Genomic DNA, 16616 nt, shown 5'->3' on the forward strand with positions numbered 1-16616 from the left:
TACATCTCCTGTGGGAGCGAGCCTGCTCGCGAATGCGGCGTGTCAGCTAAGCATTCGTCAACTGACCCACCCATTCGCGAGCAGGCTCGCTCCCACAGTTCGATTCGTCTAATCAGGCCTTTTTAGTACGCGGCAGGAAGATCGCCAACACACCAAACAACGGCAGGAACGAGCACAGGAAATACACGTACTCAATCCCGTGCACATCCGCCAGATGCCCGAGCAGCGCTGCGCCAATCCCGCCGAAACCAAACATCAGACCGAAGAAGATCCCGGCAATCATCCCGACATTACCCGGCACCAGTTCCTGCGCGTACACCACGATCGCTGAGAACGCCGAGGCGAGAATGAAGCCGATCACCACGCTGAGAATGCTGGTCCAGAACAGATCGACATGCGGCAGGATCAAGGTGAACGGCGCGACGCCGAGGATGGAAAACCAGATCACTGCCTTGCGTCCGATCTTGTCGCCAATCGGCCCGCCGAAGAACGTCCCCGCTGCCACTGCGCCCAGGAAAAGGAACAAGTGCAGCTGCGAGCTGGCCACCGACAGGTCGAACTTCTCGATCAGGTAGAAGGTGAAGTAGCTGGTGAAACTGGCCATGTAGAAATATTTGGAGAACACCAGCAGCCCTAGCACCACCAGCGCACAGGTCACCCTGCCCTTCGACAAGCCGTGCGTCGCCGCCTGGCCGGCCTTGAGCTTGAACAGGTTGAGGTGATTGGCGTACCAGCGGCTGATGCGGTACAGCACGAACAGCGCAAACACCGCGAACAGACCGAACCACGCCACATTGCCTTGGCCGAAGGGAATGATGATCGCTGCCGCCAGCAACGGGCCGAACGCGGAGCCGGCATTGCCGCCGACCTGAAAGGTCGATTGCGCCAGACCAAACCGGCCGCCCGAGGCCAGTCGCGCAACACGCGAGGCTTCCGGGTGAAAGGTTGACGAGCCAATGCCGATCAGCGCCGCCGCCAGCAGAATCAATGGGAAGCTGCCGACCACCGACATCATCAGAATGCCGATCAACGTACACACCGTGCCCGCCGGCAACAGCCACGGTTTGGGGTGGCGATCAGTGTGATAACCGACCCACGGCTGCAACAGCGACGCGGTCAACTGGAAGGTCAAGGTGATCAGGCCGACCTGGGTGAAGGTCAGGCCATAATTGGCTTTGAGCATCGGGTAGATCGACGGCAGCACCGACTGGATCAGGTCATTGATCAGATGCGCCAGCGCCACCGCGCCGATGATGCGCATCACCAAGGGGCTGCTTTGCGGAGCAGCGGTCGCCGAGGCAGCGGCGGTCTGAACGTTGCTGATAGCCATGGAAAATTCCGGACAGCAGATGGGTGCCCGCAGGCAGGTGCGCCAATGTGCCATTTTTCGGTGCGCTCGCGCTATCCCCTTAGGCAGCTAACTAACTGACTGGTCGTCGAGCGAACGGTGATAGCGCAACGCCATGGTCTGAATCTTGCCTTGCTTCTGCCCTTGAACACGATCGCCTTACAAAGGCGCTCGACAATGGGAAGTTTCGCTACAGAGCCGGCCTACAGAGCGGGCATGGGTGAACTTTCGAGGCCTTTTAGAGGGCACAGGTCGCAGCCGCAAGGTTCGCGATGCACGCCAATGGTGCGTGGTGTCCAGAGGAGTCATGAGGCATGCAGGCTTTCCTTTCACCGGGGATCAAATTGCTGGGGCGGTTTGGCTTCGCAGGTAAATTCCAATTATTGTTTCTGCTGTTCATTCTGCCGCTGGCCGGCAGCCTGTTGATGATCGGCCATGACTATCGCGAGAAGCTCAATCTGATCTCCGGCGAACGTGCCGGTGTGCGTCAATTGCTCGCGCTGGATGCGCTGGACAACCTGCTCGCCGCGCAACGCGACCGCGCCGCCCGCTGGCGCGCCACCGAGACCAATCGTCAGCCGACACCGGCCACCCTCGCCGCCATGGCTGCCTTCGATGGCGTGCAACCGGCGGTGCTGCAAGCCACCACCGAGCTGGGCAATGCCCTGAACCAGCAAGGCGCCGACGGCGCAATCCTCGAGCGCTATCAGGCGCTGCAAACCGCACTCAATGGTCTGGATTCGAAAAGTCTCAGCAGCGTTGGCTGGTGGCCGGACGGTTACGACCGCTTCACCAATGCCCTGGGCGCGCTGCAAGCCTTGCGCGAACAGATTGTCATGGACAATCGCCTGACTCTCGCACCGTGGCTGGAAACCTACCTGCTGACGCACATTTCCACGCAACACGCACCGGACCTGATCGAGCGGGTCGGCCGTCTCGCCGCGGTCGGCCAGGCTTCGGTGGTCTCCGGGCAGTTCACCCTGCAGAGCCGCTTGCAGTTGCGCGACCTGCGCAGCCGCATCGGCGACGCCCGCGAGCAACTGGTGAAAACCGCCGGCCTGCTGGAGGCGCGTCTGCCAGCCGAACTGCAAGCCTGGGCCGGTCAGTATCACGACAGCCTGAAACACCTCGACAGCGGCCTGAAAGTCCTCGACGACGGTGTGTTTGGCGGCAGCATCAACCTCAAGCCAGAGGACTTCGAACGCAGCCTCGACGCGCTGCTCACCGACCTCGCGTCCCTGCGCCAGCAATCCCTGGTGGCGCTGGATCAGCGGCTCGATGCTTATTACAGCTCGGCGATTCGCCAGTTCATTCTTGTCGCTGCAATCTTCGGTTGCTTGCTGTTGGCCGCGTTATACCTGTTTGTCTGCCTGCAAGCCTCGATCCGCCGCAGCGCCAGCGGCATCACCCTACTCGCCGAAGCTTTGCGCGACGGCAACCTGAGCCTGCAAGTGCCGGTGGTGGGGCGCGATGAGCTGGCAGCGATCAGCACCGCGCTCAACGTCGCCGTGGTGCAACTGCGCAGCAGCATGCTCGGCGTCGACCACGAGACCTCGCAGTTGAGCAACGCGGTACGCAGCCTCAACCAACACTCCAGCGGCGCCCTGAGCGAAGTCGAGGCGCAGCAGTTGCAGATCAGCCAGATTGCCGCTGCCGCCACGCAATTGGCCGCCACCTCGCAAGGCGTCGCGCAGAGTTGCGAACAGGCCTCCGGCAGCGCCCAGCACACCCGGCGCATCGCCGCCGACAGCAGCCGCGACAGCCAACGCACCACGGCCAGCATTCAGCAGCTCAATCAGCGCCTGAACGACACCGCCGCCGCGCTTGGCCGGGTCAGCGAGCAAGGCCAGCAGATTCAACTGGTCGTGGACACCATTCGCGGCGTCGCCGAGCAGACCAACCTGCTCGCACTCAACGCCGCCATCGAAGCCGCCCGCGCCGGCGAACAGGGTCGCGGTTTTGCCGTGGTCGCCGACGAGGTGCGCAGCCTCTCGCAACGCACGCAATCGTCCACCGCGCAGATCGCCGGCACTGTCGACAGCCTGCGCGCCACGGTCAACGAAGCGGTGAGCCTGATGGAAGCCGCCTGCGGCCAGGCGCAATCGGATGCCGAAGCGGTCACCGGACTCGGAGAGCGCCTGGGAGAAATCGCCAGCGCCGTACAGAGTGTCACCGACACCCTGGCGCAAATCGCCACGGCGGTTGAAGAACAGGCCAGCACCGCCGACGAAGTCAGCGGCAATATCCAGCAGGTCGACCAAGCGGCGGTGCGTTTGCTTGAAGGCGCACGCGCGGTTAACCTCGCGGCGGACACCTTGAGCCAGGGCAGCGAGGCCCTGAGCGCCAATACCGCCAGATTCCAACTGCGCTGACGCCCTCCCCGGCCCCGATTTTCGGGGCTGGAGGATAAGCGGTTGAAAACAGGAAGAAATATTTTCGATTTACGCTTGACGCTTTGCCATTTCAGGGGAATAATGCGCGCCACTTGGCTACATAGCTCAGTTGGTTAGAGCATAGCATTCATAATGCTGGGGTCCGGGGTTCAAGTCCCTGTGTAGCCACCAAGTACTAAAAACGGCTTACCGAAAGGTAGGCCGTTTTTTTATGCCTGCAATAATTCCCCTCCGGTTCCCCACCCACAGAAGGTCTATCTTCAGCCCTTTCGATTGATCAGTGGGCTCGCAGCCGCTCATCCGTCAGACTTTCTTACAGTTTGCACTGCGCCTTTTTTCATATAAGCCACATATCAAATTCAAGATAATGCCTTCCTCCCAACCAGGCTTTTAGCCAGGTATTACGAGCCCCGCCCGCCATAAAACTTTAGATAATCAAGAGCGCTATATGAGAAAAAACGCCGCTATTCTTTGAGGGTTAGCGGCGTTTTTCCTACGCAACTGGCGTTGCGGCTGTACTTGGACGATTCATCTATTCCGCTGTAATCACCAGACACCCTTTCATCACACGCACTTTGACGTTCTCGTTCACCTCGAATCCTGCCTGCCGTAGCCACAGGCCGCGCAGTCTGATCCAGGGTACGGGTTTGGCGAGGCTGTAGGTTTTTTCCTTGGTGTGGACCGGGTAAAAATCAGCGGCGATTTTCAACCGGCGTTCAGTGATGGGGGTTGATGTCGTATGATTGGCTTTAGCCATGATTAGCTCCTGTTTAGCTGCTTGTGGTTAGCGGGGCCTGGGTGTTCGCGCACCTTGGTTCCGCGTTCTTTGGGTTACTTCAAACTTCTTTTTCTTCGTTGCTTGTTTTGCTCGCTGCCTGTGCGATCAGCGCGTCAAGCATCTGCGCAATTACCTTCTGTTGGACCTTCGAAAGCTCATTGATGGACTGCAGCCGTCGATACCACGTCGAGGTCAAGCTGCGCCTGGTCGTCTCCGTGTACGAGGGAACCCCGAGCAGGTCTTCAACGGGAACGCGAAGCGCAAATGCCATCTTCACCAGTGTCGTGACCGGCATGCTGCGCGTGCCCTCCTCGTAACCCTGAAAGGTCTGCCGGGAAAGACCTAAAGCCCTTGCAAACCGCGTCTGTGTGATCTCGTGCACCGTGCGTAAATGTGCAATGCGACTGCCCAACGCCACCAGAAAATCACGATCCTCATTGGAAATGCTCATGACAGCGGCCAACTGAAAATAAAATCGAATGGCAACGGACTCATCCTCTTCATCTGATATCCATCCTGGAAAAACTACAGAAACCATCCTCAGGCAACGCCGCGTAGGCTGTCGACCTGAAAGTTCTGTAGGAGAAATGTACGAAAATTACTCCAGCCGGGGCGAAGAACCACAACCAAAGACACCATTGATTCAACTGAATCCATCGCAACCAACCGGGTTTGGAACGCACCGTCGAGGACGATTGACATAGCACCAAATCCCCACCGGTTTGCACCCCGCCCGCCCGCTCGATAAAGTCCCCCAAGACTTCTACCCCACGGACGGAGAGCCCGCGTGTTTCCAGCCCAGCCTTTGAAGCGCTTTCGCCTGCCAGCCCTGACACTGCTTGTCAGCGCTCTGACCCTCACCGCATGCAACGCCCCGCCCTCTTCTTCGTTGCCGCTGGCACCGGAAGCTGCATCCGGCTATCGCACTGATCTGCAAACCCGTCACGCCAACAGGCACATGGCCGCTGCTGCCAATCCACTCGCGGCCGAAGCCGGGCGGGAGATGTTGCGTGAGGGTGGTTCGGCGATTGATGCGGCGATTGCGATGCAGGCGGTGTTGACGCTGGTTGAGCCGCAGTCTTCCGGGATCGGTGGCGGGGCGATGATTGTGTTGTGGGATGGCAAGCAGGTGCGCACCTATGACGGCCGCGAAACGGCGCCGGCCGGGGCCACCGAGAAGCTGTTCCTGAAGGCTGACGGTAAACCGATGGCCTTTACGCAAGCGCAGATCGGCGGGCGCTCGGTCGGTACGCCCGGGGTATTGCGCGCGCTGGAGCTGGCGCATCGGCAGCATGGTCGCTTGCCATGGGCGAAGCTGTTTGAGCCGGCGATCAAACTGGCCGAGCAAGGCTTTGCAATTTCCCCGCGTCTGCATTCGCTGCTGACTGCCGATCCACTGATACGCCAGTCGCCAGACATGGCTGCGTACTTCCTGAATGAGGATGGCAGCGTCAAAGCCGTCGGCACGCGCCTGCACAACCCGAAGTTGGCCGCCGTATTCAAACGTATCGCCAGCGAAGGTGCCGATGCCCTGTACAAAGGTCAGATCGCCGAAGAGATCGTCGCCAAGGTTCAACAGCACGCCAACCCCGGCAGCCTGTCGCTGAACGATTTGCAGCGTTATCAGGCCAAGGAGCGCGCGCCGCTGTGTACCGACTACAAGCGTTGGCAGGTCTGCGGCATGCCGCCACCGTCGTCGGGCGGGATCGCCGTGGCACAGATTCTCGGCACGTTGCAGGCGCTGGAGACTCGCGATCCACGCCTGTCGCTGACCCCGCTCAAACCAGTGAACAGCAATAAGCCGGCCGGCATCGAACCGGCGCCGCAAGCGGTGCATCTGATCGCCGAGGCTGAACGTCTGGCCTATGCCGACCGTGCGCAATACGTGGCCGACACCGACTTCGTCCCGGTGCCGGTCAAAGGTCTGCTCGATCCTGCCTATCTGGCCAGCCGCGCCAGCCTGATCGGCGAGCGCAGCATGGGCAGCGCCAAACCGGGCACACCGCCGGGCGTACAGGTTGCCTACGCACCGGACCGCTCGCCGTTGCGCATCTCGACCTCGCAAGTGGTCGCGGTGGATGATCTCGGCGGCGCCGTGTCGATGACCACCACCATCGAAGCCGCGTTCGGCTCGCACCTGATGGTTCAAGGTTTTCTGCTGAACAACCAGATGACCGACTTCTCGTTCATCCCCGAAGAGAACGGGCAGAAAGTCGCGAACCGCGTCGAACCGGGCAAACGCCCACGCTCGTCGATGGCGCCGACGCTGATCTTTGATCGCAACACTGGCGAATTCGTCGCCACGGTCGGCTCACCCGGCGGCTCGCAAATCATCGAATACGTGGCGAAAACCACCATCGGCCTGCTCGACTGGAACCTCGATGCACAAAGTGCGATCAACCTGCCCAACTTCGGCAGCCGCAATGGCCCCACCGAACTGGAACAGGGACAGTTCAGCCCGGCGCTGATTCAGGCACTCAAGGACAAGGGCCACGCGGTCAGCGAAATCGACATGACCAGCGGTACCCAGGCGATCGTGCGGGTGAAGGATGCGCAGGGCAAAGCGACATTGACGGGGGTGCCGATCCTCGGCGTGAGGGAGAAGCGTTGGGGGACTGAAACACTGCATTGAAAAAGGCCTGCCGAGCAGCAGGCCTTCTCCTGGAGTAAATCAGACCGCCAACGTCTTGCCATCCACCCCATCCCCAATCGTCAGAAAATGCCCGCCCGCAACGTGATGCAGCGTGCGCAATCCATCCTGCCCTTCGAAATGCCAGCGGCCGTCGCTGAACACTCGCTCGTCGGCCTGGGCGGCGATGACTTCGGCGAGGAACAGGTCGTATTGCTCGTGATTGCGCGGCTCCGGCAACAGGCGGCATTCGAGCCAGGCGACACAGCCGTCGAGCAGCGGCGCTTCAACCTGTTCGCCAGCGAAGGTTTGCAGACCGTACGCCTGAAACTTGTCCTGACCCTGGGCGCGGGTGATTTCCAGGCCGGAGGTGTTGCCGACGGTTTGCACGATATCGGCCTGATTGACGCAAGGCACGTTCAGCACAAAGGTGCCCGAGGCTTCGAGCAACTGGCGGGTCCAGGTGGATTTGTCGAGGACGACGGCGACTTTCGGCGGCTCGAAATCCAGCGGCATGGCCCATGCGGCGGCCATGATGTTGCGTTGGCCGTCGTGAGCGGCGCTGACCAGCACGGTCGGCCCGTGGTTGAGCAGGCGGTAGGCTTTGTTCAGAGGCACCGGACGGCGGTGGGAGGCGCTCATGGGATCTGCTCCGGAGGAAAAGGAGCCGATTGTAGCGCTGCCACTGGAGAAACACAGAACCTGTGGGAGCGAGCCTGCTCGCGAAAGCGGTGTATCAGCCAACATTAACGTTAAATGTTGAATCGCCTTCGCGAGCAGGCTCGCTCCCACACTTGGTCAGTGTCGATCAGTGAGAAAGCTGATTGGCAAACTGCCCCACCGCATCCACCACTTTCTGCGCACCGTCCTGAATCTCGACAATCACCGTGCCTGCCTCCGCCGCCAGCGCCAGGCCCTGTTCAGCCTGGAGCTTGCCGTCGGTCATCAGCGTCACGGCATTGCGGGCCATTTCCTGATTCTGCCGTACCACGCCAACGATTTCATCGGTCGCCTGGCTGGTGCGCGAGGCCAGTTGCCGGACCTCGTCCGCGACCACGGCAAAACCACGGCCCTGCTCGCCGGCGCGAGCGGCTTCGATGGCGGCGTTGAGCGCCAGCAGGTTGGTCTGTTCGGCAATGCCGCTGATGGTTTTGACGATGGTGCCGATCACCAGCGACTGCTCGTTCAGCGCCTCGATACCTTCGCCGGCGGCTTGCATGTGCCGCGACAAATCACGCATCACATTCACCGCTTCGGTGACGACCGTGGTGCCCCGTTGCGCGGTGCTGTCGGTTTGTTGCGAAGTGCTGTAAGCGATGCTGGCCGCGTCGGCAACCGCCTGCTCGCGGTTGACCTGATCAGTAATCACCGTGGCGAACTTCACCACTTTGTACAGTTTGTCGTTGGCATCAACCACCGGGTTGTAGGACGCTTCCAGCCACACCGTACGACCATGGCTGTCGATACGCTTGAAGCGGCCAGCGACGAACTCACCGCTGTTCAAGCGCCGCCAGAAGTTCTGGTACTCGGCGCTGTTGTACTCATCCGGGGCGCAGAACGTGCGGTGATGTTTGCCTTTGATCTGCGCCAGGCTGTAACCCATGCCGTTGAGGAAGCGATCATTGGCGCTGAGCACATTGCCGTTGAGGTCGAACTCGATCACGGCGGTAGAGCGCACCAGCGCGCCGATCAGGTTCTCATGCTCGCGGGAGGCTTCGATGGTGCGGGTCAGGTCGCTGGCGTAGAAGGAGATGTGTCTGATCCGGCCATCGGACGAGCGCACCGGTTGCACGATGGAACGCAGCCACGCCTCGTCGCCATTGCCGCGCAACAGGCGCACGGCGCCGGCAAAATGCTCGCCACGGCTCATCGAGTTTTTGAAGCGCTGATGGAATTCGTCGGTTTTGACGTGGGCCGGCACGATGTCTTCAATTGCCCGGCCGACCAGGTCCTGGCTCTTGTAGAGCATTTCATCGAGAAAATTCTGGTTGACCGAACGAATCCGCCCGTCGGGCTCAAGGGTCAGCGCGAGCATTTCGCTTTCCAGGCTTTCCTTCACTTGTACAAGGCTGGAGAGTTCTTCGCGCAGAGCGGCCAGCTCTTGTTTCAAGCGTTTATTGAACATGGGAAAGCACCGATGGCAGGGTAGTTAGCGGATACAACCTAGCCATCGGCCTTGCGCAGCTTTTCTGAAGCCAGCTTCAGACCCGTCAGTCGAAAATAATCCGGCGCTTGCGGTTCAGGCAGCGCCGGCAGCCTGACACGGTCCGGTACGTGGCATGCGCGCACCGAAATACGCCGCCGTCACAATCCCCACCGCGCCCATCACTGCACAGAAGAACACGCAGATCCATGGGCTCCACGGCATCAGACCAATCAGCAACAGCGGCGTGATACTTGCCCACGCCGCGTACGCAATGTTGTAGGTGAAGGAAATGCCCGACACGCGAATCCGCGCCGGGAACAACCCGACCATCACCGAAGGCACCGCACCCACTACCCCACAAGCGAGACCGGCGACCGCATAGGCCATGCCGATCCAATGGCCGCCCATGATCAGACAGCCATACAACACGCCAATGCCCAGCGGCAGCAACAGGCTGTAGAGCATGACCGTGCGCCAGGCGCCGATGCGGTCGACCAGCAGACCGGCGATCACGCAGCCGATATTCAGAAAAACGATGCCCAAGGCACTGAGGCCGAAGGTGTGGCTGGCGGTCATGCCGAAGGTTTTCTGCATCATGGTCGGGGTGATGACCACGAAGACCACCACCGCCGAGGTGAGTACGCAGGTGAGCAACATGGCCGGGAGCATGGCCAGACGATGTTCACGCAACACCGTGCGCAGCGGCAGTTCGACTCGCGCCTCGCGTTGCGCCTCCATGGCCATGAACACCGGGGTTTCGCTGAGCCAGCGGCGCAGATAAACGCCCACCACGCCGAACACGCCACCGAGCAGAAACGGATAGCGCCAGGCGTAATCGAGAATTTCGGCAGGCGTGAAAACCTGCGCCAGGAAGGTCGCCGTGAGTGCGCCGATCAAGTAACCGAAGGTCAGGCCGGCCTGCAGAAATCCCAAGGCGTAACCACGATGGCCGACAGGCGCATGCTCGGCGACAAACACCCAGGCACTCGGCACTTCACCACCCACCGCCGCCCCTTGCAGGATGCGCAGCGCCAGCAACAGCAAGGGTGCGAAATAGCCGATCTGTGCGTAGGTCGGCATGATCCCGATCAGCAGGCACGGCAGGGCCATCATCAGGATGCTCAGGCTGAACACCTTTTTGCGGCCCAGACGGTCGGCGAAATGGGCCATCAGAATCCCGCCCAGCGGCCGCGCCAGATAACCGGTGACGAAGATGCCGAAACTCTGCAGCAAACGCAGCCACTCGGGCATTTCCGGCGGGAAGAACAGCTGGCTCAGGGTCAGCGCGAAGAACACGAAAATGATGAAATCGTAGATTTCCAGCGCCCCGCCGAGCGCCGCAAGGCCGAGGGTCTTGTAGTCGGCACGGCTGAATGGCGCCGGTCGGGCTGGAGAATTGGCAGTCATGACAAAGAACTCAGGCATCGGCAAAAACCAAGGCGCTCATGGTCTACGCAAAAGCGCGGATCGACAACCCGTCAGACCATAGTCTCGGTTTGCGAAAACCTGCTCAACAAAAGGGCGGCGCTTGATTTACTGTTAGTGCCTGTCTGCTGGGCCACAGCTTACAAACCACCATCAATCCCTGTGGGAGCGAGCTTGCTCGCGAAGAGGCCGGTATATTCAACATCACTGTTGACTGACCTGACGCCTTCGCGAGCAAGCTCGCTCCCACAAGGGCGCTGACCATGTTGAGATTGTGGCCAGAGATCAAAATAACCATAAAAAATCCGAGGTACTTCCCGTGGCCGTTGATATCGAAGATAGCCGCTCCGCGCGCTTTGCCCTGCGCTGTTCCAGTTTTGCCGAACGCTGGTTTCCCGACTCCTGGGTGTTCGCCGCGTTGGCCGTCATCATCGTTGCGCTGGCCACGTTGGCCATGGGCGCCAAACCCACCGCTGCAGCGATGGCCTTCGGCGACGGGTTCTGGAGCCTGATCCCGTTCACCATGCAGATGGCCTTCGTGGTGATCGGCGGTTATGTCGTCGCCAGCTCTCCGCCCGCAGTCAAACTGATCGACAAACTGGCACGCATCCCGAAGAACGGCCGCTCCGCCGTGGCCTGGGTGGCGTTGATCTCGATGGTCGCATCGCTGCTCAATTGGGGTCTGTCGCTGGTATTCGGCGGACTGCTGGTACGCGCCCTCGCCCGCCGCACCGACCTGAAAATGGATTATCGCGCCGCAGGCGCTGCGGCGTATCTGGGCCTCGGTGCGGTGTGGGCGCTGGGCTTGTCATCGTCGGCCGCCCAGTTGCAGGCCAACCCCGGCAGCCTGCCGCCGTCGATCCTGTCGATCACCGGCGTGATCCCGTTCACCGAAACCATTTTTCTCTGGCAGTCCGGGGTCATGCTGCTGGCACTGATCGTGATTTCGATCATCATCGCCTACGCCACCGCCCCGGGGCCGAACTCGGCACGCGACGCCAAGGCCTGTGGCATCGACCCGGCGTTCAATCTGCCACCGCTGCAACCGCGCACTCGCCCCGGCGAATGGCTGGAACACAGCCCGTTGCTGATCATCGTGCTGGTACTGCTGGCGGCGGGATGGCTGTTTCACGAGTTCTCGACCAAACCGGCGATCACTGCGATTTCCGGCCTGAACACCTACAACTTCCTGTTCATCATGCTCGGCGCGCTGTTGCACTGGCGCCCGCGCAGCTTCCTCGATGCGGTGGCCCGTGCGGTGCCAACCACCACTGGCGTGTTGATCCAGTTTCCGCTGTACGGCTCGATCGCCGCGCTGATGACCACAGTCAAAGGCGCCGATGCGCAAACCCTCGCGCATCACATTTCGACTTTCTTCGTCAGCATCGCCTCCCACGACACCTATGCGCTGCTGATGGGCGTGTATTCGGCGATTCTCGGGTTCTTCATACCGTCCGGCGGCGGCAAGTGGATTATCGAAGCGCCCTACGTGATGCAAGTCGCCAATGACCTGCAATACCACCTCGGCTGGGCAGTGCAGATCTACAACGCCGCCGAAGCTCTGCCGAACCTGATCAACCCGTTCTATATGCTGCCGCTGCTGGGCGTGCTCGGGTTGAAGGCGCGGGACCTGATCGGTTTCTCGTTCGTGCAACTGCTGGTGCACACGCCGCTGGTGCTGCTGTTGTTGTGGGCGTTGGGGACGACATTGGCGTATACGCCGCCGGTGATGCCGTAGGTAGACTTTAATTCGCCTGTCTGCGGACAGGCGTATTCAACCTTGAGCGGTCGGAAGGGACTTCAACAGTGCAGGCAACGCAACCTGAACGGTTTCCCAGACAACGTCCAGATTGATATCGAAATAACCGTGAGCAATTCGATTACGCATCCCACGCATGCTGCGCCACGGCACCTGCGCGTTTTCAACAGTGAACTCAGGGTAACGATCCATGATCTTGGTCGCTGCCTCTCCAATGATGATCAGGCTCATGATCACCGCTTGTTGCGTTCTCTTATCTTCAGCGAATTCATCTTTGTTCAGGCCCTCGACGAAGATAAGCGCATCGCTCGCGGCCTGACGAATATGTTCAAGATAATCATCTCGCCGGTTCTCGTTCATACGGGTCGCGCCTGATCAAGCACCTGCTGACGAAATTTCACTGGCAGGTCGCCGGGGGTCAGCACCTCGACCGCAACACCCAACAGGTCTTCAAGCTCAACCTGAAGTCCGCCCAGATCAAAAAGCGTCGTGCCGGGCAGCGGGTCAACCAGCAGATCGAGATCGCTACCGTCCAGATCCGTCCCCAGCAATGCTGAACCAAATACACGCGGGTTGGCCACACGAAAGCGCCTGATGACTTCGCGGACGGCGGACCTTTGCATGTCGAGAGCAGTAGAAGGCTTCATGACTCACCCTTGGAAAATTCGATGTCGCTGCAGTCTAGCAGTGCGGACGCGCACCAGGCAGCGTGCTTGTTGGCACAGCCGTAACAATATGTGCGCTGCTTGGGTAATACCGCATTCAGGCAAGAATCCATACTCAACCGCTTTTCTGTCAAACACCGCTGATCCACTATGAAGCGCCCCCAAACTCGAGGGGAACCCACGCTGAAAAGGATCTGAGCATGTTCAAACTCGCAGGACTTACCCTCGTTGCACTGACGCTAAGCGCCGCCGTCCACGCCGATGTCGACGTGAAACTGGGCAGCACCGAGCGCGTCACCCGCCTCTTCGCCTACCCCAACAATTGCAGCGTGATCTGCTTTCGCAACTGGACGCTGGAGCAGACCGTCGCTCATTACCTGAGCCAGAGTGTGCAACGCGACGGTTATGCCAACGCCAAGGTGCTGGTGAAAACCGACAACGATCAGCTCTACGCCGAGATCAGCGGTGTCCCCGACGGCTACGACAAGCCGCTGTCGGCGTTGCTCGACGCCGGCGATCTGGCTTATGCCGGCGCCAGCAAGCTCAATGCCGATGGCAAATGGGCCTATAGCTGGTATCTGTTCCTGCCGCTGGGCATGGCGCTGGAAAACCGCAAAACTGTCGAGCTACTGCACTTCCCGCCGGATTATTCGCTGACGCAGGCGCAGGACTATTTGCGCTCGAATACTACCGATCGCTGGGCAACCTTGCTGACCGATAACGGCATCCCCGCCGAGCAGACGCCGGCTTACCAGACCATCATCGACATCGCGCCGATCGCCGCACCATCCAATGCCGGCGGGGATCTGGAGGACGTCTACGACTACTTCAAGGATTACCAGACCACACTGGTCAAGCAGTTCAGCCAGACCGCCAGCGGCACGACGCTGCCGATGGTTGCGTTCGGGGCGCCAGTGCGCAACTGGATCAAGGAACAATATGGACCGACGGTTGGCGTTTTGGGGCTGGCGAGCATCAGTCCGAGCGAAGGGGTGAGTGTGCCGGTGCTCGGCTCGAATCATCCGAGTTACATCTGGTACGCCGCCGACCCGAAGAGCTACACCGGCGACGATGCCCAGGCCAAGGCAGACGCGGCGGGCCTGAAAGTCATGGGCCAGGATTTGAGTGCTGCCTGCTGGCAGGCGGCGATGGGCAGCAAACCGGGCAGCGATGCCAAGACCACGCTGAACAGTTGCACGCAAACATGGCAGGTGACGCAAAAGGTCAAAACCTGCGAGTTGTTCTACACCTCGATCCGCGATCTCAGCGCCGAAGAAGCGGCTGCCAAGTGCGCCACGCCACGGGTAAAGACACAACTGCAGCAGTTGAAAGCGCCCTTGCCTGCGGCCGCTGTGCCCGCACCCGCTCTGTAGTCGCTGCCGGAGCCCCCGTGTCAGCCAATGCTGACGCGGGATAACGGTGATCGCGCCTGTCAGGTTTGACAGTAGACCGGTAGCTTCAAATACGCGAGGCTTGGATCCAATCATGTCCCGCAGACGAGGCATGGGCACAACCCGGAGGCAACACTTACCAACAAGGATCGTTATGAACAACCAAGCCATGGGCCGGCATCCGCCCCGCGACACCGAAGGCATCTATCCCTTCGCCGGACTTCCCGTGCGGCTGGGCTTTCCATCCTGCGACGACTTCCAGATCATCCACAACGAACGAGGCGTTGCCGCGGCAGTGGTCGCGCGCCGCGAATTTCTGCGTATCAGCCGAATGTGTCGGGTATCAGGGCAATTGCTGCCCTACCGCGGTCGACAGACCCGTCAGTTGCAAACCGGTATCCATGTTTACGATCCGCGCTTTTGCGGAGTGCTGGAACACGCCTGCGACCCGAATGCCTTTCTCGACATGAGCGAACTGTGGCTGTGGGCCTTGAAGGATATCCATAGCGGCGAGCGCCTGAGCATCGATTACGCATCGACCGAAGACAAACTGCTGCACCAGTTCGCCTGCGATTGCGGCTCGCCGCGCTGCCGTGGCTGGATCACCGGTTACGATGAGCACCCCACGCCTGAAGGCCAGCACTTTTACAGCGCTGGCGTCACGCGGGGCGGGGTTGAGAGCGACGGTTACGGCGCGCCGACCGGGCGCAGACGATATTGCGGCGGCAATTGCTCGAAACCACTGATGGTGGTGTTCAGACTTTTCCAGCGGCCATCCTTGATCCCGTAGATGCAGCCGTGGATCGACAGCGGCTGTCCGCGATGCCAGGCGTTCTGGATGATGCTGGTGTGCGCGACGTTGGCCACTTGCTGGATCACGTTGAGTTCGCACATGCGGTCGACCTGCTCTTCTTCGGTCGCCAGCTTGGCCAGCTCTTCGCGTTTCTCGTAGTACAGATCGCGGATCGACCGCAGCCAGCCGTCGATCAAGCCGAACTGACGATCCTGCATCGAAGCACGCACGCCGCCGCAGCCGTAGTGGCCGGTGACGAGGATGTGTTTGACCTTGAGCACATCAACCGCGTACTGGATCACCGACAGGCAATTGAGGTCTGTGTGCAGCACGACATTGGCGACATTGCGGTGTACGAACAGATCGCCCGGCAGCATGCCGACGATTTCGTTGGCCGGTACGCGTGCGTCGGAGCAGCCGATCCAGAGATATTCCGGGGTCTGCTGGCGCGCCAGTTTGGCGAAGAAGTCCGGGTCTTCCTTGGTGATCGCGTCAGCCCAACGCTCGTTGTTATCAATCAGGTCTTGTAGATCGTGCATGGATAAGGCCTCAAGAAAGATGCGCAGGTTTGATAGACGACCACCCGTCGAAGTCACGCCACCAGCGCAAAGTGTTTCCGTTGGAATTCTCGCGCGCCCGGTGAGTCCACTCAGTAAGGCCCACACTATGAGGAATTGCCATGACTGATTCACGACGCCCTTATGATGCGGTGCAACCGGAACCCATCGATGATAACGAAGACCGCATGGGCTCGGTGCACGAGCTGGATTTTGACGACGAAGAACCCAGTGCGAAAATCGGTGATGAGCTGCCCGAGCGCGAACGCGACCAGTTGATGCCGGCTGAGCGGGTGCGTGAGGCGGGTATGACCGGGGCTTCGGTAGATGATCATCAGCCGACCGACGATGACCTGAGCCCGGAAACGTTGATTCGCGAGGACGGCGCGCGCGATGCCGATGAAATCGGCGAGGGCAATCCGGCGGATTGGGATTTGAGCGAGGTCGGTGAAAACGACATCGGCGGCGGTGACGGGCTGGATGAAGCGGAACTGGCGGATCTGGATCCGCTGAATGGCAAGCGCTGACCAGCTGATTTGAAGTTCGCCCCCTGTAGGAGCTGCCGAAGGCTGCTCCTTGTATGTTCCCCAGACACCAGCATGAATGAGATCTAAGCTCGCTGGTGCGACATACGAAGATGTGTTTCTGGGGAGACCGATCGCTCCTTAAGGCAGGACTTGCTCCTGACCTTGTCTGTAGAGAGGTCCCCCGCCTCATTGCCCACCACGAAGA

13 protein-coding genes, 1 tRNA gene and 2 pseudogenes are annotated in these 16616 nt (G+C 60.4%); 7 read left to right on the forward strand and 9 right to left on the reverse strand.

The window, feature by feature from the left end; translation table 11 throughout:
• Positions 1-112 precede the first annotated feature (112 nt).
• Complete coding sequence (locus LJU32_27445; protein WKV88962.1) at positions 113-1330, reverse strand: MFS transporter; 1218 nt, start codon at positions 1328-1330, stop codon at positions 113-115.
• A 332-nt stretch (positions 1331-1662) separates the two neighbouring features.
• Between LJU32_27445 and LJU32_27450 the strand changes: the two genes are divergently transcribed.
• Positions 1663-3720 (forward strand): methyl-accepting chemotaxis protein, encoded by a 2058-nt coding sequence (locus tag LJU32_27450; protein WKV88963.1) that lies wholly within the window; start codon positions 1663-1665, stop codon positions 3718-3720.
• 115 nt (positions 3721-3835) lie between these two features.
• Positions 3836-3912, forward strand: a tRNA-Met gene (locus LJU32_27455).
• 361 nt (positions 3913-4273) lie between these two features.
• Here LJU32_27455 and LJU32_27460 read toward each other — a convergent pair.
• Both LJU32_27460 and LJU32_27465 read right to left on the reverse strand, forming a co-directional pair.
• Positions 4274-4498, reverse strand: coding sequence for a type I toxin-antitoxin system SymE family toxin (locus LJU32_27460; GenBank protein WKV88964.1), 225 nt, complete (start codon positions 4496-4498; stop codon positions 4274-4276).
• A gap of 79 nt (positions 4499-4577) precedes the next feature.
• Positions 4578-4970, reverse strand: coding sequence for a helix-turn-helix domain-containing protein (locus LJU32_27465; GenBank protein WKV88965.1), 393 nt, complete (start codon positions 4968-4970; stop codon positions 4578-4580).
• Positions 4971-5306: 336 nt separating this feature from the next.
• On the opposite strand from LJU32_27465, the pseudogene ggt reads away from it, so the two are divergent.
• Positions 5307-7138, forward strand: a pseudogene (gene ggt / locus LJU32_27470) (gamma-glutamyltransferase).
• A gap of 52 nt (positions 7139-7190) precedes the next feature.
• Here ggt and LJU32_27475 read toward each other — a convergent pair.
• The 3 genes from LJU32_27475 to LJU32_27485 form a co-directional block, all read right to left on the reverse strand.
• The gene (locus tag LJU32_27475; protein ID WKV88966.1) at positions 7191-7790 is read right to left on the reverse strand and encodes a flavin reductase family protein; all 600 of its coding nucleotides are present in this window, start codon (positions 7788-7790) and stop codon (positions 7191-7193) included.
• A 166-nt stretch (positions 7791-7956) separates the two neighbouring features.
• Entirely contained in the window at positions 7957-9273 is a 1317-nt protein-coding gene (locus LJU32_27480; GenBank protein WKV88967.1) for a PAS domain-containing methyl-accepting chemotaxis protein, read from the reverse strand.
• A gap of 114 nt (positions 9274-9387) precedes the next feature.
• Positions 9388-10701 carry an MFS transporter gene (locus LJU32_27485; GenBank protein ID WKV88968.1) on the reverse strand — a complete coding sequence of 438 codons (1314 nt, stop codon included), beginning with the start codon at positions 10699-10701 and terminating at the stop codon, positions 9388-9390.
• 337 nt (positions 10702-11038) lie between these two features.
• On the opposite strand from LJU32_27485, the gene LJU32_27490 reads away from it, so the two are divergent.
• The gene (locus tag LJU32_27490; GenBank protein WKV88969.1) at positions 11039-12457 is read left to right on the forward strand and encodes a TIGR00366 family protein; all 1419 of its coding nucleotides are present in this window, start codon (positions 11039-11041) and stop codon (positions 12455-12457) included.
• Between the two features lie 36 nt (positions 12458-12493).
• Here LJU32_27490 and LJU32_27495 read toward each other — a convergent pair whose 3' ends face one another.
• On the reverse strand, positions 12494-12838 hold the full coding sequence (locus LJU32_27495; GenBank protein ID WKV88970.1) for a DUF86 domain-containing protein: 345 nt from the start codon (positions 12836-12838) through the stop codon (positions 12494-12496).
• Positions 12835-13125 (reverse strand): nucleotidyltransferase domain-containing protein, encoded by a 291-nt coding sequence (locus LJU32_27500; protein ID WKV88971.1) that lies wholly within the window; start codon positions 13123-13125, stop codon positions 12835-12837. The genes LJU32_27495 and LJU32_27500 overlap by 4 nt, the downstream gene beginning before the upstream one ends.
• 218 nt (positions 13126-13343) lie before the next feature.
• Between LJU32_27500 and LJU32_27505 the strand changes: the two genes are divergently transcribed.
• Together LJU32_27505 and LJU32_27510 are read left to right on the forward strand one after the other, a co-directional pair.
• On the forward strand, positions 13344-14516 hold the full coding sequence (locus LJU32_27505; GenBank protein WKV88972.1) for a hypothetical protein: 1173 nt from the start codon (positions 13344-13346) through the stop codon (positions 14514-14516).
• 172 nt (positions 14517-14688) lie between these two features.
• Positions 14689-15212: pseudogene (locus LJU32_27510) on the forward strand (lysine methyltransferase).
• 9 nt (positions 15213-15221) lie between these two features.
• On the opposite strand, the gene can reads toward LJU32_27510, so the two are convergent.
• A complete protein-coding gene (gene can / locus LJU32_27515; protein WKV88973.1) occupies positions 15222-15866 on the reverse strand; it encodes a carbonate dehydratase in 645 nt (214 codons plus the stop codon).
• 140 nt (positions 15867-16006) lie between these two features.
• Here can and LJU32_27520 point away from each other — a divergent pair, with 140 nt between their 5' ends.
• Entirely contained in the window at positions 16007-16411 is a 405-nt protein-coding gene (locus LJU32_27520) for a serine kinase/phosphatase (protein WKV88974.1), read from the forward strand.
• Positions 16412-16616 lie beyond the last annotated feature (205 nt).

It is taken from the genome of Pseudomonas sp. B21_DOA, assembly GCA_030544685.1.
Lineage (GTDB): Bacteria > Pseudomonadota > Gammaproteobacteria > Pseudomonadales > Pseudomonadaceae > Aquipseudomonas > Aquipseudomonas fluorescens_AO.

Bases quoted from the DNA above. Each gene is read 5' to 3' on its own strand.
- LJU32_27445 (WKV88962.1), bottom strand. From the start codon at position 1,330: ATGGCTATCAGCAACGTTCAGACCGCCGCTGCCTCGGCGACCGCTGCT.
- LJU32_27480 (WKV88967.1), bottom strand. From the start codon at position 9,273: ATGTTCAATAAACGCTTGAAACAAGAGCTGGCCGCTCTGCGCGAAGAA.
- LJU32_27495 (WKV88970.1), bottom strand. From the start codon at position 12,838: ATGAACGAGAACCGGCGAGATGATTATCTTGAACATATTCGTCAGGCC.
- can (WKV88973.1), bottom strand. From the start codon at position 15,866: ATGCACGATCTACAAGACCTGATTGATAACAACGAGCGTTGGGCTGAC.
- LJU32_27460 (WKV88964.1), bottom strand. From the start codon at position 4,498: ATGGCTAAAGCCAATCATACGACATCAACCCCCATCACTGAACGCCGG.
- LJU32_27465 (WKV88965.1), bottom strand. From the start codon at position 4,970: ATGAGCATTTCCAATGAGGATCGTGATTTTCTGGTGGCGTTGGGCAGT.
- LJU32_27485 (WKV88968.1), bottom strand. From the start codon at position 10,701: ATGACTGCCAATTCTCCAGCCCGACCGGCGCCATTCAGCCGTGCCGAC.
- LJU32_27520 (WKV88974.1), top strand. From the start codon at position 16,007: ATGACTGATTCACGACGCCCTTATGATGCGGTGCAACCGGAACCCATC.
- LJU32_27450 (WKV88963.1), top strand. From the start codon at position 1,663: ATGCAGGCTTTCCTTTCACCGGGGATCAAATTGCTGGGGCGGTTTGGC.
- LJU32_27475 (WKV88966.1), bottom strand. From the start codon at position 7,790: ATGAGCGCCTCCCACCGCCGTCCGGTGCCTCTGAACAAAGCCTACCGC.
- LJU32_27500 (WKV88971.1), bottom strand. From the start codon at position 13,125: ATGAAGCCTTCTACTGCTCTCGACATGCAAAGGTCCGCCGTCCGCGAA.
- LJU32_27505 (WKV88972.1), top strand. From the start codon at position 13,344: ATGTTCAAACTCGCAGGACTTACCCTCGTTGCACTGACGCTAAGCGCC.